Here is a 15,086-nt window from a genome sequence, read left to right on the forward strand (position 1 = left end):
CAAAAAAGCCTGCAAATAAACTGTAAAGATCACCCCCAGCAGACAAATACCTATTGCCTTTACCCAACGTCGGATTAGCATCTCAGGTGCAACGCGGCGTGGGGAAACGTTGCTTTGGGGTCATCTTTACGATTTCGGTCACACATCCGGTCTGCCGATCTGCACCGCTGTTTTCACGACTGAAACCGCCGATGCAGGGGGAACCGATGCCAGAGGATACGCGCAGCCCGGACGAACTTCGCGCCATGTTCGGCGCAAACCTCAGGCGCTTGGCGCGAAACTACCCTTCGATTTCTGCATTGTGCCGCGAACTGGGCATCAACCGTACTCAATTCAACAGATACCTTGCGGGCGAGAGCTTTCCGCGCGCGGATGTTCTGGACCGGATGTGTCGCTTCTTTGATGTGGATGCCCGCATCGTTCTGACCCCGCTTGACGACATTCCGGATGCCAATACGCATCATGTGAACGCCACTCTGACGCAATTCCTCGGCTCGGGCGCTCAAGCCACCCACGACTGCACCTTTCCCCCGGGGTTTTATGCGGCGACGGACACCCGAACGTCCATCGTTTTGCACGCCAAACGGCTGCCGCAGTGCACGTTGATCCGCGGCTTTACACCGCGCAGCGTCATGCCCGGCAGCCCATCCATGGCACGAGAGGTGCGCGGTATAGCGAGCTGTTCCGGCGATTTTGTCTACATGCTGATTTCCGGTCGTGATGGCCAGAATAGCCGGGTCTATGTGGTCAGCAAGAAAGATACCCTCTGGCAAGGCACAAGCTACACGCGCCCGGACAAAGACGACGCGCGCCCTGTAACCCTGACCTGGCTGGGGCAGGATGCAACAGATGCGCTTGGCGCCGCACGCAAGCTGATAAGGGCCCACAGGCCCGACGAACGACGCTAGCTCGGGTCATCCTCGCAGATCAGGCGATACAGGTGCCAGCTTGCATGACCTAAAAGCGGCAGCACCAAAAGCAGTCCCAAGAACCACGGCACCATCGCGACAAACGTCAGCACGGCGATGAAAATGCCCCACCCGATCATGACCGGAAAGTTGTCCCTTACGTAGGAGAAACTTTCGATCATTGCCGTCACAAAATCCAGCTCGCGGTCCAACAGCATCGGGATGGACAGCACGGTGATCATGTAGAGGATCGTGGCAAAGATCGCTCCGACAGCAGACCCAACGGCGAGCATCATCAACCCGTTCGACGTCAGATATACCTCAAGTGACGAAGATACGTTCGTCAGCGTCGACAACCCCATGAACAGGGCAAAGATCATGTGGCCCAGAAAGAACCAGAACAGAAACATCACCACGATGATCGCGCAGATTGAGGGTAACTGGCGACGGCTCTGTTGCAGCACGACCCCGAATATTGCTTTAAAATCAAGTTTCTCCCTGGCCTCCAGACGACGCGACACCTCATAGAGTCCGACCGCGGCAAACGGTCCGATCAGAGGGAACCCGATCGCGGCGAGGACCAGCCAATAGCTTGTTCCCGACTGGAGTGTCACCCAGGCGATCGCCCAGCCCGCCAGCACATAAAACCCCGCGAATATCAAGCCGAACAGCGGCGCCCTGCGGAGGTCAACCCACGCCCGCCGCATCGCCTGTTTCAGCATCCCACTGTCAACAGGGCGCATCTGAGGCGCTCCGAAAGGTCTTTCCATCTGTTTCTCCTCTCCATCTCGCCCTATCTCATCGCGGGCCTTTGCTGCGGCCATCTCGTTGCCTCGTGATACGCCGCCCCTATGGACAGCAGCCGCGCATCCGACCCTTTGAGCCCAAATAGCTGAAAGCCCATTGGCAGGCCTTCCGCTCCGAACCCGGCAGGCGCAGCAAGACAGGGCAAGCCAATCAAGCTGACCGGCACCGTTACCTGCATCCAGCGATGATAGGTATCCATCACCCGTCCTTTGATCTCGCGCGGATACTGCGTCTCGATTTCGAACGGCCAGAGCTGTGCGGCCGGCAAAACCAGAGCATCGTAGTCCTGAAACAGCTCAGCCGCCCGCCGGAACCACTCCGACCGAGTAACGCTGGCCTCATACACCTCCATCGCGGATAGCATCAGGCCACGCTGCAACTCCCACTGCGCGCTGTCCTTCAAGGCCTCTGATTTGCCCTGCAACGGCTGCAGTCCCGCTGCCACCGCCCAGGACCGCAGAGTAACCCAACTGTCCCACATCTTTTCCGCATCGAAGGGCGGAGACACATCTTCGACCACTGCGCCTTGGTCTTCGAAAACCCTTAGAGCATCGCGGCAAAGGTCCAGAATGCCGTCCTCAAACGGAAATGCGCCGCCCCAATCTCCCAACCAGCCGATCCGCGCCCCGCGCAGATCAGCGGCTTGAACGGGACCCACGTGCCCGGCATCCGAGACCAAAGGGGACCGGGGATCAGCGCCCGAGATCACGTCGAGCAATAGCCCCAAATCCTCAGGCCTACGCGCCATCGGCCCCAAAGTCGACAACTGATGCAGAAACCCATCTCCAACGGGCTCCGAAGGTACCCGCCCCCAACTTGGGCGAAATCCGTAAACGTTGTTCCACGCGGCCGGATTTCGAAGGCTTCCCATCATATCCGAGCCATCGGCCAACGCGACCATCCCAGTCGCCAACGCAACCGCCGCGCCGCCAGACGACCCGCCACAGGTACGCGCGCCGTCATAGGGGTTCCGAGTCGCGCCATAGACCGGGTTGAACGTGTGCGAGCCAAGCCCAAACTCGGGCGTGTTGGTCTTACCAATCAAAATCGCCCCCGCCGCGCGCATCCGCGCTGCAATCAGATCGTCCTGTTCGGGCACAAAATCGCGAAACAGCGGTGATCCCTGCGACGACACTATCCCGGCAACATTGACCAGATCCTTCACTGCGATCGGCAATCCGTGCAGTGGCCCCCGCTTGGGACCCGCATCCAATGCCGCCGCCTCGGCCATGAGGTCATCCGCATCGCGCAGCGCCACAATCGCATTTACCGTTCCATTCACGGCCTCGATCCGCTCCAGCGTCGCAGCCATCACCTCGACCGATGAATCAGCACCAGATGACAGCTGATCGACCAGCGCCTTTGCGGAAAGCTGAGTGACATCCATCCGGGTTTCAATCGCCTCGATCCATTGAATTCAGATCCAGCCTAGCCGCGCACCCCGACCAATAAAACCCATTGTTTAAATACATCTTTTCCCGAATGGCCAAGCACCACCCGGATCCCCTTCATCTGGCTAAAAATATCCCGGGGGAGTCGCGGCTTGCCGCGGCGGGGGCAGCGCCCCCTGCCCAGACTTAGTCGCCCTGCGCCTCGGACCGGCTTTTACCCGCCACGTTCAACGCCAGTGTCGCCGCCATGAACCCATCCAGATCCCCATCCAACACACCTTTAGTGTCCGAAGTCTCATGATTGGTCCGCAGGTCCTTCACCATCTGATAAGGCTGCAAGACGTAAGACCGGATCTGATTGCCCCAACCCGCATCCCCTTTGGCTTCATGCGCCGCGTTGATATCGGCGTTCCGACGGTCCAGCTCTTGCTGGTAGAGTCGCGATTTCAGCGCCTTCATGGCGATATCACGGTTCTGGTGCTGCGACTTCTCGGAAGAGGTCACAACAATTCCGGTCGGGATGTGCGTGATCCGCACCGCCGAGTCCGTGGTGTTCACGTGCTGACCGCCCGCACCCGAGGACCGGTAGGTATCAATCCGAATATCGGCCGGGTTCACCTCAATCTCGATATTGTCATCGACTACGGGGTAGACCCAGACCGAACTGAACGATGTATGCCGCTTGGCCGCCGAGTCATAAGGCGAGATTCGTACCAGACGATGCACGCCGCTTTCCGATTTCAGCCAACCATAGGCATTGTGACCGGAAATCTTGTAGGCCGCCGACTTGATCCCGGCTTCCTCGCCCGCGGTCTCGGATTGCAGCTCGACCGTATAGCCCTTCTTCTCCGCCCAACGCACATACATCCGCGCCAGCATCGAGGCCCAGTCGCAGCTCTCGGTCCCGCCCGCGCCCGAGTTGATCTCGAGGAAGGTATCGTTGCTGTCAGCCTCGCCATCGAGCAGAGCCTCCAGCTCTTTCTTGGCGGCTTTGTCCTTCAGAGACTTGATCGAGGCTTCGGCGTCCTGAACAACCTCTTCATCCTCTTCCATCTCGCCCAGCTCGATCAGCTCGATATTGTCACTGAGATCGGTTTTGATGGACTCGTAGGTCTCGATCGCATCGACCAGCATCTGCCTTTCGCGCATCAGTTTCTGCGCGTTCTCGGGGCTGTCCCACAGGTTCGGATCCTCGACCCGCGCATTGAATTCCTCAAGCCGATGGGGCGCGGTTTCATAGTCCATGCGCTGTGCCAGCAGCTCCAGCGACTTTTCGATTTCCGCCACGATATTCTGGGTTTCGGCGCGCATGGTCTTGCCCCAACTTGGTCAAACAGGACTGCGTGATAGCAAGAGCAGAAGGCCACCACAAGACGGGCCAGACGGGATTACACGTCTGGCCGTTAGAGATTTTGCAAAGCGATCAGTAAAGGCCGCCGGTACTCAAATCCCCTTGCGAGGCTTTGGGGCCAACAGTGACGGTGCTACCTGTCGAGGTCTGGACCTGAACGCCTGCGCGTTGCGCCTCTTCGAACAGCGGAAGGTCCGATCCGATGGCAAAGCCGCCGTCATAAACGCGGTCGATAAACCCATCCACACCATCCCGGAAGAACTCGGCCACGACATATTCGCCGGATGCGTCATCAGGCAGGCGCGCGCCACTGAAACGGTCGATCTTGATGAAGTGACCGCCCTCGGGCACTTCGAACGGACCACCGCCGTATTTCTCAACGGCTTTTTCCATGAAGCTCTGGAAGACCGGCCCGCACATGGTGCCGCCATAAGCCCCCCGGCCCATCGGACGCGGACGGTCATAGCCGATATAGCAACCGGCAACGATGTTCGAGGTGAAGCCAATGAACCACGCATCCTTGGATTCGTTGGTGGTTCCGGTCTTGCCTGCCGTCGGCACCGGCAGGTTGACATAGCGCGACGCCGTCCCGCGATCCACAACACCCTTCATCATCGAAGTCAGCTGATACGCGGTTATCGCATCCATGACCTGAGAGCGGTTGGTCTCAATGGTCGGCGACTCGTTTGGCTCCAGCCAGGTCGAGTTGCAATCGAGGCACTGGCGATCGTCATGGCGATAGATCGTCTTACCAAAGCGGTCCTGAATCCGGTCGACCAGAGTAGGCTCGACCCGCTCACCCCCATTTGCGAACATCGCGTAAGCCGCAACCATTTTATACAGCGTGGTTTCTTCGGACCCGAGCGAGTTGGCTAGAAACGCACCCATCCGGTCATAGACGCCGAACCGTTCCGCATAGCCTGCGACCACCGGCATTGTGACCTCTTGGGCCAGACGGATGGTCATCAGGTTCCGAGACTGTTCGATCCCGGTGCGCAGTGGCGTCGGGCCGTAGAATTTGTTCGACGAGTTTTTAGGGCGCCACAGGCCCTGAGGAGTATTCACCTCAATCGGAGCGTCCACAACGATTGTTGCGGGGCTATAGCCACTGTCCAGCGCAGCCGCGTAAACGAACGGCTTGAACGAGGACCCTGGCTGACGCTGCGCCTGCGTGGCGCGGTTGAACACGGTATCTTGATACGAGAACCCACCCTGCATCGCCAGAACGCGGCCCGAGTTCACGTCCATCGCGACAAAGCCACCCTGCACTTCGGGCACCTGACGGGCGGACCATTGGCCCTCTTCCCCGGCCATGACTAGGATCACATCGCCGCGTTTGAAATTATCGAAGAAGTTGCCCTGCATCCACTTGATGTCAGAGCGAGGAATAGTGCCGTCGGAGGGGCCATCCTCGATGCCCACCGTCAATTGTTGCTCGGCCACGTCCAGCACAACGGCGGGATACCATTGGGTCGGCAGTACAACGTCACGGGGAATCTCCATCTGCGCCAGCGCATCGCGCCACTGGGCTTCATCCGCCAGCTGTTCTTCGGCGATCACCTCTCCCGTGCCACGCCATCTGCCGCGGGACAGGTCGTATTTCTGCAACGCCTCACGTAGCGCGCGGGCCGCTTCGACCTGCATTTCCTCGTCGACCGAAGCGCGTACGGTGAAGCCGCCCGTAAAGAACTCACCCTCACCAAAGTCTTCGCTCAGCTGACGGCGGATTTCATCGGTGAAGTAATCGCGCGGCGGCAAGGCAGTGCGGAAGCTTTCGAAATCCCCGTTTTGGACCGAACGCAAAGGCATCTCTACCTCGGTTTCATAGGTCGCCTGATCAATGTAACCGTTCTGCTTCATCTCGCGCAGAACATAGTTGCGGCGGGCCAGCAGGCGTTCCTTTTGACGGACCGGGTGATAGTCCGACGGTGCCTTGGGCATCGCGGCCAGCATCGCGGCCTCATGCGGGGCCAGTTCCTGCAGGGTCTTGTTGAAATAGGTCTGCGCCGCGGCGGTCACACCATAGGAGTTCTGACCCAGAAAGATCTCGTTCATGTAAAGCTCGAGGATCTGTTCCTTGTCGAGCGTATCCTCAAGCCGAGTGGCGAGGATGATTTCCTTGATCTTACGCTCGGCCCGGCGGTCGCCTGACAACAGGAAGTTCTTCATCACCTGCTGTGTGATGGTTGAGGCCCCTCGCACGGTCTCTCCCTTGGTGCGCACAGCTTCAACACCGGCAGCGATGATGCCGCGCGGGTCATAGCCTTGATGGGTGTAGAAATTCTTGTCTTCCGCAGAAATGAAGGCCTGTTTCACCAGGTCGGGGATTTCCTCGGACGGGGTGAACAGTCGACGTTCCTGAGCGAATTCGTCGATCAACTGACCCTCACCAGAATAAATCCGGCTAATCGTGGGCGGCTTATATTGGGCAAGCGACTCATGGCTGGGCAGGTCGCGGCCATACATCCAGAAGACCGCGCCGATCACCAGCGCAACCATGAAGATACCCAAAGTCACGAGGCTGAAAACTGCCCCGAAAATCGATAGAATGAACCGGATCACGTCACTGCCTTTTTTTCGCGCTGCCGCCTATATAGGGATGCCAAGCCCGAGGGTCAAAACCACAAGCGCATTCTAGCCGTTTTGCGTCGTCAGGTCACTGTCCAATCAAGGACCGTCTGATCACATCTTGCTGCCGCCAGTCCTCGAGCCCCTGATAAATCCCCAGCGCCATTTTGGCGCGCCATTCGGGATTTTTGATGTTTTTCAGGTCTCTGGGGCTGGAAAGAAACCCAAGCTCGACGAGAACAGACGGAATATCCGCCGCCTTCAGCACCGAAAATGAGGCCGTGCGCAGCGGTTTGCGATTCATCGGCCCGCCCTGTTGCGCCATCCCATTGGCAATCGCGCCTGCAAGCGATGTTGTGCGGGGTTTGGTCTCCTGCCGCGCCATATCCAGAAGCACATCGGTGACCTGATCATCTGCCCCGTTCAGATCGACCCCAGACAAAAGATCGCCCCGATCGTGGCGCTCGGCCAGTTTGACGCTGGCCACGTCCGAGGCATTCTCGGACAAGGTATAGACCGCCGCGCCGCGGGCCTGCCCGTCAGAGAGGGAATCGGCATGCAGCGAGATGAACACATCTGCACCCGCCCTGTGTGCCAAAGCGATACGACGCTCTAGCGAGACGAACTGATCCTCTACCCGCGTCAGCACCACTTCGTAACCACCTGACCTTAATAGTAATTCACGTAGTTCACGCGCGAAGGTCAGCATCATGGTTTTCTCGTCAATGCCACCGAATTCGGCGCCCGGGTCGATACCGCCATGGCCGGGGTCCAGCATCACCCGCATGACCTGCGCCACATTGCGCGGGACCTCGGACGTGGTGACGGCGGGTTCTGGAAGATCCCAGCCGTGGTTCTGCGGCACGCCAGCGGACGCGTTGAACGTGTCAAAATCGGTACCGACCAATTGAAGGGTCAACAGCGCCGCGCCCGAGGCCTCATCCAAACGCAACTCGGCCGCGTCCACCGCCATAGGGGCGCCCAGTTCCAGCACCATACGGGACCAGCCGGGGACATAGGCCCCGAACTGCACGCCACTGATCCGGTCGGTTTGTAGGAAGTCGTCGGCGTTGAGGCCGGTCCAGTCGACCTCTTGAAAGTCGAGGACCATGCGGTAGGGATCGCGCAGCGTGAAGATGCGGTAAGGCACACCCTGACTGACGCCAAGATCGACCTGAACCGCCGTGCGACCAGAATCGATGATGCGGCTTTGGTCCGGCTGCACGCGCGCCAACGCAGTGAAGTCCTGCGCCAATGCGGCACCGGACAGCGCCCAGATCAGCGCGATGCAAAAGAAAATCCTGCTCATGGCCTCAAGTTTTCCCGAGATCGTTTGAGCGTGACCCTAGCGCATCCGCCCCCTCTTGTGAACGCTTTACACCGGCTGCAACGCGCCGCGTTCGGCCATGAAGCTGCGCAGACGCTCTAACCCGTCCTGAATATCGGCAGTGGCCCTTGCGTAGGAGAATCGCAGGGTCGTATGTCCGCGCTCGGGATCGAAATCCAAACCGGGCGTGACGGCGACGCCGGCCTTCTCCAGAATCTCGGCGGCAAAGACGCGGCTGTCATCTGTAAGGTCAGAGACATCGGCATAGACGTAGAACGCCCCATCAGGTGGCGCAATATTCGTGAAACCGGCCTTGGGCAGCCCTTCGAGCATCAGCTCGCGGTTGCGGCGGTAAACATCGAGATTGGCCTGCAGCTCCTCGTCGCAATCCATCGCGGCCAAGGCGGCCACCTGGCTGGCATGGGGCGCGCAGATAAACATGTTCTGGGCAATCCGTTCAACCACGCGAACCTGATCCTCGGGCACGACCATCCAACCGACCCGCCAACCGGTCATCGAGAAATACTTCGAGAACGAGTTGATCACATAGCACTCATCCGTCAGCTCCAGCGCAGTGACGGCTTTGGCCTCATATTCCAGCCCGTGGTAGATCTCATCACTGATGAACGAGGCACCCTGCCGCTGCGCGGCGTCGATCAACGCGCCCATCGACGCGTGATCCAACATAGTGCCGGTCGGATTGGCGGGGGACGCGACCATCAGGCCCTGAAGATCAAGCCCGGCAAAATCCGAAGGCACCGGTTGCAGCCGATTCTCGGGCAAGGTCGGCAGGTCGACGGGCACCAATCCAAGCGCCTTGAGGATCTGACGGTAGGACGGATAGCCCGGCGCGCCGATCCCCACGCGATCCCCGCTGTCGAACAGCGCGGTAAAGGCCAGCAAGAACCCGCCGGAAGACCCCGGCGTTACCACCACCCGTTCGGGGTTCAGATCGACATTGTACCACTCGCCATACATCTGCGCGATCCGCTGGCGCAAGGCGGGCAGGCCAAGCGCAACGGTATAGCCCAAGGGGCCTTTTTCCATTGCTTTGGCCAATGCCGCAGTCGCGCCCTTCGGGGCGCCGGTTCCGGGCTGGCCGACCTCCATATGAATGATCTGGCGTCCGGCCTCTTCGGCTTTGCGCGCGGCCTCCATCACGTCCATCACAATAAACGGATCGACCCCGGACCGGGTTGAGTTTCTCATGCCCATCTCCCATGTTGCAGCCATGGCTTTTGAACGCGTATCCCGGCTGGCGTCAATCCCGGCCCTGATACTTGCGGCTGTCCTCTGGCTGACGGCGGCAGCGCAGAGCCACGCCCAAAGCCTGATCCGCGACCCTGATATCGAGTTCGGACTGCGCGAACTGGCCTTTCCGGTGCTGCGCGCCGCCGGGCTAAGCACCAATCAGGTGCGTATTCTGGTGGTCAACGACAACACCTTCAACGCCTTCGTGATCGACTACAACGCGATCTACCTGAACTACGGCCTGATCCTGTCGGTCGACAGCCCCGAAATGCTGCAAGCCGTCATCGCCCACGAGGCCGCCCATATCGCCAACGGTCATCTGGCCCGCCGTCACCAAAACCTGCAAGACGCGCAGCGCAAAGCGAGCCTAGGCACGGCGCTTGCTCTGATCGCAGCCGCCGCGGGCGGAGGGGAAGCCGCTGCCGGGATTGCAGCTGGCACGCAAGGCGCGGCCATTCGCGGCTTTCTGGGGCACACGCGGGCCGAGGAAGCCTCGGCCGATCGCAGCGCGGCCAGCTATCTGCGGTGGGCCGGAATCTCACCCAAGGGGATGGTCGCGATCCACCGCAAATTCGCAGGTCAGGAGTTGCTGAGCACGGCCAATCAAGACCCCTATATGCGCTCGCACCCCACCAGCCGGGACCGCTTGCGCGCGGCTGAGGCGTTTCTGGACGAGTTTGGCGATCAGACCCAACCCAATGAAACCGCCGACTATTGGTTTGCACGGGTGAAGGGCAAGCTCTCGGCCTTTCTGCGCTCTCCGAGTTGGACAATGCGCCGCGCGAAAGAGGAAACGGCTTACGACATCAGAATGATGCGCGAGGCGTCGGCCCATCACCAGAATCGCGATCTGGCCCGTGCGCGCGCAGCGATAGATGAAGCCTTGAAAATTCGACCCGAAGATCCCTTCTACTATGAACTGAAAGGGCAAATCCTTCTGGAAAACAGGCAATTATCCGAGGCTGTTAATGCATATTCCCAAGCGGTTGAAATGGCACCTCACGATGCGTTGATCCTTGCCGGATACGGACGGGCGCTGCTGCTACAGGGCCAGACCGACACGGCGTTGGAAGCGCTTGAGAAAGCCCGCGCCCGCGACTACCGCAACGCGCGGCTGATGCGGGATCTGGGTGTGGCCTATTCCAAGGTTGGCAATAACGGTATGGCCTCGACCGTCACCGCAGAACGATACGCCTTGCAGGGCCGACTGGCCGATGCAGGCATTCACGCAAGACGGGCCATCAGGCAACTTCCCGAAGGCTCACCGGGTTGGCAAAGGGCACAAGATGTGTTGATTGCCTCAAAACGCGCAGAGAAAGCGAAAAGGAAACGCAAATGATCCTGAAACATGCAGCCCCCGCCCTTTTGGGGCTTTCCCTGATATCGACTTCGGCGCTGGCGCTGGACCTGAACGCGCTCAGCGATGCCGAAAAGGCTGAGTTCGGAGCGCAAGTGCGCGAGTATCTACTGGAGAATCCCGAAGTGATCATCGAAGCGATCACCATTCTGGAGGAGCGCAACGCAGCGACCCAGGAGCAGGCCGACCGCGATCTGGTCGCCTCGAACGCGGATGAGCTGTTCAATGACGGCTATAGCTGGGTGGGCGGCAACCCGGATGGCGACATCACCCTGGTCGAGTTCATGGACTACCGCTGCGGCTATTGCCGCCGTGCCGTGCCCGAGGTGGCCAGCCTTTTGGCCGAGGACGGCAATATCCGTCTTGTGATCAAAGAGTTCCCGATCCTGGGCGATGCCTCGGTTCTGTCCTCACGCTTCGCCGTGGCAACCAAACATGTCGCCGGGGATGACGCCTATAAACAGGTCCACGACGCCCTGATGGAATTCAGCGGAGAACCAAGCGAAGTGACCCTGCGCCGCATCTCGGACGGGCTTGGCCTGGACAGCGACGCCATCATCGCTGCGATGGACAGCAATCAGGTCACAGAAGAGATCACCCGCACCCGAGAGCTGGCACAACGCATGCAGATCACCGGCACGCCCTCTTTCGTTCTAGGCACCGAAATGCTGCGCGGCTTCCTACCAGCGGATCAGATGCAGCAGATCGCAGACGGCGTGCGAGCTGAACAAGGGTAAGTCTTTGGGGCGGCCCTGCCGCCCCATACGCACGGGCGCGCCGTCTCAGGAAGCATATAAGATCTCAGAGTATTAGTGCCGCAATAGTCTGCTTTGAGGCCAAAGCACACAAAACGTCATGTTGCGTCAGAACGGTGCGCCCTGTTCGTGTCCGACAGTACATCTGTTTCGGTAGTGAGCGCATTGTTCCCGAGGCCTTCATACATTCAATATTAAAGATACATTTCGCTGGACGTTTCGAACAGACTCGTGAATTAATAGTCTCAGCAGGTTCGCAATGCTTAGCAGTCTTTCAAATTGGGCGTGTAAAAGGTAACACAATGCAACGCAGAAACGTACTAACGACGCTTGCCTCGGTGTTGCTGGTATCGGCTTGCGGAACTACACCGCCGTCCACGAATACTGCTGCAGGCGCGCCCGGACGAACAATTCCGCAACCGCAAGCGGGTCAAGGTCTGATCGTCTTTTTCCGACCGAGTAGTGCGGCAGGTAGTGCGCTCAGGCTGCCACTCACATTGAACGGGAATTCTGTTGGAAACCTAGCGAATGGATCGGTGATCACGCAGAACGTTTCCCCAGGGCAATACACAATCGTTGCCACGGCACCATCGGTATCAGGCACTTCTCAAATCAACACAAACGTGGCTGCAGGGCAAACCGTGTTCATTAAGGGTGAAACCCTTTGGGGCTGGCCCGCTGGACGCGCAAGCGTGGCAATCGTTGGTGAGGAGCAGGCAAGAGGCGAAATTGCAAGAATGTAAATCGCTTAGCCCAGCGCATTTGCCCGCATTTTCGGATTTTCCGGGGTAACCCTTTAAATCATTTGCTTTGTCCACAAAGTGGCCCAATCGAACTCAGCGCGTCACGTTTGTATTCTGCTGACGCTACTCCGCCGCATCCAGTTCAGAGGCCTTTTTCTCGACCTCTTCCACGATATGATCGATCATCTGATCGTTCGACATCTTATGGCTAGCCTTGCCCGCCAGATAGACCATGCCCGACCCTGCTCCGCCGCCAGTGAAGCCGACATCGGTCATCAGAGCCTCGCCCGGGCCGTTGACGACGCAACCGATGATCGACAGGGACATCGGCGTTTTGATGTGTTCCAGGCGGTGCTCCAGCGCCTCGACGGTCTTAATCACGTCAAAGCCCTGACGCGCGCAGGAGGGGCATGAGATGATATTCACCCCGCGGTGGCGCAGGCCCAGGGATTTCAGGATTTCAAAACCAACCTTAACCTCTTCGACCGGGTCGGCGGACAGGCTGACACGGATCGTATCTCCAATCCCCATCCACAACAGGTTGCCCAGCCCTATGGCGGATTTGATGGTGCCACTTACCAACCCTCCGGCCTCGGTGATGCCAAGGTGAATGGGGGCATCGGTGGCCTCGGCAATGCCTTGGTAGGCCGCCGCCGATAGGAAGACGTCGCTGGCTTTCACGCTGATCTTGAATTCGTGGAAATCATTGTCCTGCAGAATGCGGATATGTTCCAACCCGCTTTCGACCATCGCGTCGGGACAGGGCTCGCCGTATTTCTCAAGCAGGTGCCGCTCTAGTGAGCCTGCATTCACTCCGATCCGAATCGAGCAGTTATGGTCCCTTGCGGCCTTGATGACCTCTTTCACACGTTGTTCGTTGCCGATATTGCCCGGATTGATCCGCAGACAGGCCGCGCCGGCCTCGGCCGCTTCGATGCCACGGCGAAAGTGAAAGTGAATGTCGGCCACGATCGGAACCGGGCTTTCGCGCACGATCTCTTTCAGCGCCTTGGCCGAGTCCTCATCCGGGACAGAGACTCGCACGATATCGGCCCCGGCCTCAGCCGCCGCCTGAACCTGCGCGACCGTTGCTGCCACGTCGGTGGTCAGGGTGTTGGTCATGGTCTGAACAGCGATCGGAGCGTCGCCTCCGACCGGCACGTTGCCGACCATGATCTGGCGGGATTTGCGGCGGTAGATATCGCGCCAAGGACGTACGTGGTTGAGCGACATGAAGAGAGGTCCGCATCTGCCTAGGTTGCCTCATAGATAGTTCGGCAACCGCAGTTGAGCAATGGCAAGACTAGTCGGTAGGCTCGTCCGCTGCTTGCGTCTGAAGCTCGGCCACCAATTGCTTGAGGGCGCTGTTCTGTTCAGCCTCAAGATCGGCGACGGCATAGGTCTCAGCCACCGCGTCCTTGGACAGGACAACGCCTTTCGCCACGGTACCCGGCGCACCAACCGGTCCGAAATGTTCACCATTCATCGAAAAGAACACCGAACCCGACGCCCCTGCCCGCAACAGCGGAGGTTCTTCGGTCAGCGGCACTTCGAACACGCTTCCCTGTTCTACCGTGCCGAGTGTTCCTTCGAAGATCACGCTGCCATCGGCGGCCGTGACGCGCATCCACGCAGGGTTCACGGCGACAATCTTCAACGTCGTATCCAGTTGCTCGACCACCTGCGGCAAGGCCGGGCGTTCAACCGTGTGCAGTTCGGCCACCTGAACCTCGGGCAGTTCCGGCGGACGGAATGTGCCGACGGTCCGCGGGTCTAGCGTGGAAATCGGAGCATCCCGTGCGACCATCACCGGAACATCCAGCGCTTGCGGGCGATAGAGTCGATCCAGCGCTTCGGTCGAAGCGGTCTCGACGGTCTCAGTGCTACGCGCCGCATCAAGGGGGTCGAGGTCCGACAGAACAACAGGTGCTTGCTCAACCGGGCTGACCTGCACCTGCTGGATTTTGTTCAGCACGGCCCAGCCGCCATAGCCAATGCCGCCGATAACGGCCAGCAACACTAGGGATGAGCCAATCGCGCGCGGTTCAACCTGACTGACGAAGGATTCTTTACTAGGGATATAAGGCGTGTTCGGAGACACAAACGGATCCCGCCCCATCGGGCCACGGGCCGGAAGATCTCCGGTCGGTTTACGCACAACCGATGCCTCGGCGGACATGCCATGCGCGACCTCAAAGCCGCTTTCCTTGCAGAAGGCCGCAAAGGTCTCATCCGGGTTCATGCCCAGATACCGGGCATAAGAACGCACATACCCGGCGATGAAGCCGGGTGTATCGAACGCATCAGGATCGGCGTTTTCAATGGCAGCGATGTAGTTGGCTTTGATCCGCAGTTCGCGCTGAACATCCAGAAGGGATTTGCCCATGGTTGCGCGTTCGCCGCGCATCTGATCACCAAGGCGTACTTCGTAGTCGTCAAAACCCTTTGGTCTGACTTCTAAACCTTCTTCGGAATCGCGCTGTGATCTGCGCCCAATCATTCCTGCCGCCCCATTTTGCCTGTCGCGTGTTTCACGCTAATGGCGAATCGTCCCCATAACGATTCGTCCACTTATTTTGTTAGCGTAAGCTTAACACGCGGCAAACACGTTGCACACTTTAGCGTGAG

Annotated in this window: 12 protein-coding genes; 4 read left to right on the top strand and 8 right to left on the bottom strand. The window is 59.2% G+C overall.

Features of this window, described 5'->3' with window-relative positions; translation table 11 throughout:
• Window positions 1-206 precede the first annotated feature (206 nt).
• Window positions 207-908, top strand: a complete 702-nt coding sequence (locus ACR0JF_RS02715; protein ID WP_170660125.1) for a helix-turn-helix domain-containing protein — start codon at window positions 207-209, stop codon at window positions 906-908.
• On the opposite strand, the gene ACR0JF_RS02720 is transcribed toward ACR0JF_RS02715, so the two are convergent.
• From ACR0JF_RS02720 to ACR0JF_RS02745, 6 genes are all read right to left on the bottom strand, one after another.
• The gene (locus ACR0JF_RS02720) at window positions 905-1,678 is read right to left on the bottom strand and encodes a DUF2189 domain-containing protein (protein WP_170660126.1); all 774 of its coding nucleotides are present in this window, start codon (window positions 1,676-1,678) and stop codon (window positions 905-907) included. The two genes, ACR0JF_RS02715 and ACR0JF_RS02720, sit on opposite strands and share 4 nt — an antisense overlap.
• Before the next feature lie 23 nt (window positions 1,679-1,701).
• Window positions 1,702-3,102, bottom strand: a complete 1,401-nt coding sequence (locus tag ACR0JF_RS02725; RefSeq protein ID WP_170660127.1) for an amidase — start codon at window positions 3,100-3,102, stop codon at window positions 1,702-1,704.
• A gap of 190 nt (window positions 3,103-3,292) precedes the next feature.
• Entirely contained in the window at window positions 3,293-4,417 is a 1,125-nt protein-coding gene (prfB, locus tag ACR0JF_RS02730) for a peptide chain release factor 2 (protein WP_170373982.1), read from the bottom strand.
• Between the two features lie 112 nt (window positions 4,418-4,529).
• Window positions 4,530-7,019 carry a PBP1A family penicillin-binding protein gene (locus tag ACR0JF_RS02735; RefSeq protein ID WP_170660128.1) on the bottom strand — a complete coding sequence of 830 codons (2,490 nt, stop codon included), beginning with the start codon at window positions 7,017-7,019 and terminating at the stop codon, window positions 4,530-4,532.
• A 94-nt stretch (window positions 7,020-7,113) separates the two neighbouring features.
• The gene (locus ACR0JF_RS02740) at window positions 7,114-8,334 is read right to left on the bottom strand and encodes an N-acetylmuramoyl-L-alanine amidase (RefSeq protein ID WP_480668878.1); all 1,221 of its coding nucleotides are present in this window, start codon (window positions 8,332-8,334) and stop codon (window positions 7,114-7,116) included.
• Between the two features lie 66 nt (window positions 8,335-8,400).
• A complete protein-coding gene (locus ACR0JF_RS02745) occupies window positions 8,401-9,561 on the bottom strand; it encodes a pyridoxal phosphate-dependent aminotransferase (RefSeq protein WP_480668879.1) in 1,161 nt (386 codons plus the stop codon).
• Here ACR0JF_RS02745 and ACR0JF_RS02750 point away from each other — a divergent pair.
• The 3 genes from ACR0JF_RS02750 to ACR0JF_RS02760 all read left to right on the top strand — a co-directional run bounded on the left by ACR0JF_RS02750 (window position 9,560) and on the right by ACR0JF_RS02760 (window position 12,458).
• Window positions 9,560-10,942 carry a M48 family metalloprotease gene (locus ACR0JF_RS02750; protein ID WP_480668880.1) on the top strand — a complete coding sequence of 461 codons (1,383 nt, stop codon included), beginning with the start codon at window positions 9,560-9,562 and terminating at the stop codon, window positions 10,940-10,942. The two genes, ACR0JF_RS02745 and ACR0JF_RS02750, sit on opposite strands and share 2 nt — an antisense overlap.
• A complete protein-coding gene (locus ACR0JF_RS02755) occupies window positions 10,939-11,697 on the top strand; it encodes a DsbA family protein (protein ID WP_170660132.1) in 759 nt (252 codons plus the stop codon). Before ACR0JF_RS02750 ends, ACR0JF_RS02755 begins: the two co-directional genes overlap by 4 nt.
• 320 nt (window positions 11,698-12,017) lie before the next feature.
• Window positions 12,018-12,458: a DUF2846 domain-containing protein gene (locus tag ACR0JF_RS02760; RefSeq protein ID WP_170660133.1), complete on the top strand. Its 441-nt coding sequence runs from the start codon at window positions 12,018-12,020 to the stop codon at window positions 12,456-12,458.
• A gap of 123 nt (window positions 12,459-12,581) precedes the next feature.
• On the opposite strand, the gene ispG is transcribed toward ACR0JF_RS02760, so the two are convergent.
• Both ispG and ACR0JF_RS02770 read right to left on the bottom strand, forming a co-directional pair.
• Complete coding sequence (gene ispG, locus ACR0JF_RS02765; protein WP_170660134.1) at window positions 12,582-13,691, bottom strand: flavodoxin-dependent (E)-4-hydroxy-3-methylbut-2-enyl-diphosphate synthase; 1,110 nt, start codon at window positions 13,689-13,691, stop codon at window positions 12,582-12,584.
• Window positions 13,692-13,761: 70 nt separating this feature from the next.
• Complete coding sequence (locus ACR0JF_RS02770; protein ID WP_170660135.1) at window positions 13,762-14,958, bottom strand: helix-turn-helix domain-containing protein; 1,197 nt, start codon at window positions 14,956-14,958, stop codon at window positions 13,762-13,764.
• Window positions 14,959-15,086: the final 128 nt, after the last annotated feature.

This window comes from Ruegeria sp. BG11, assembly GCF_056538565.1.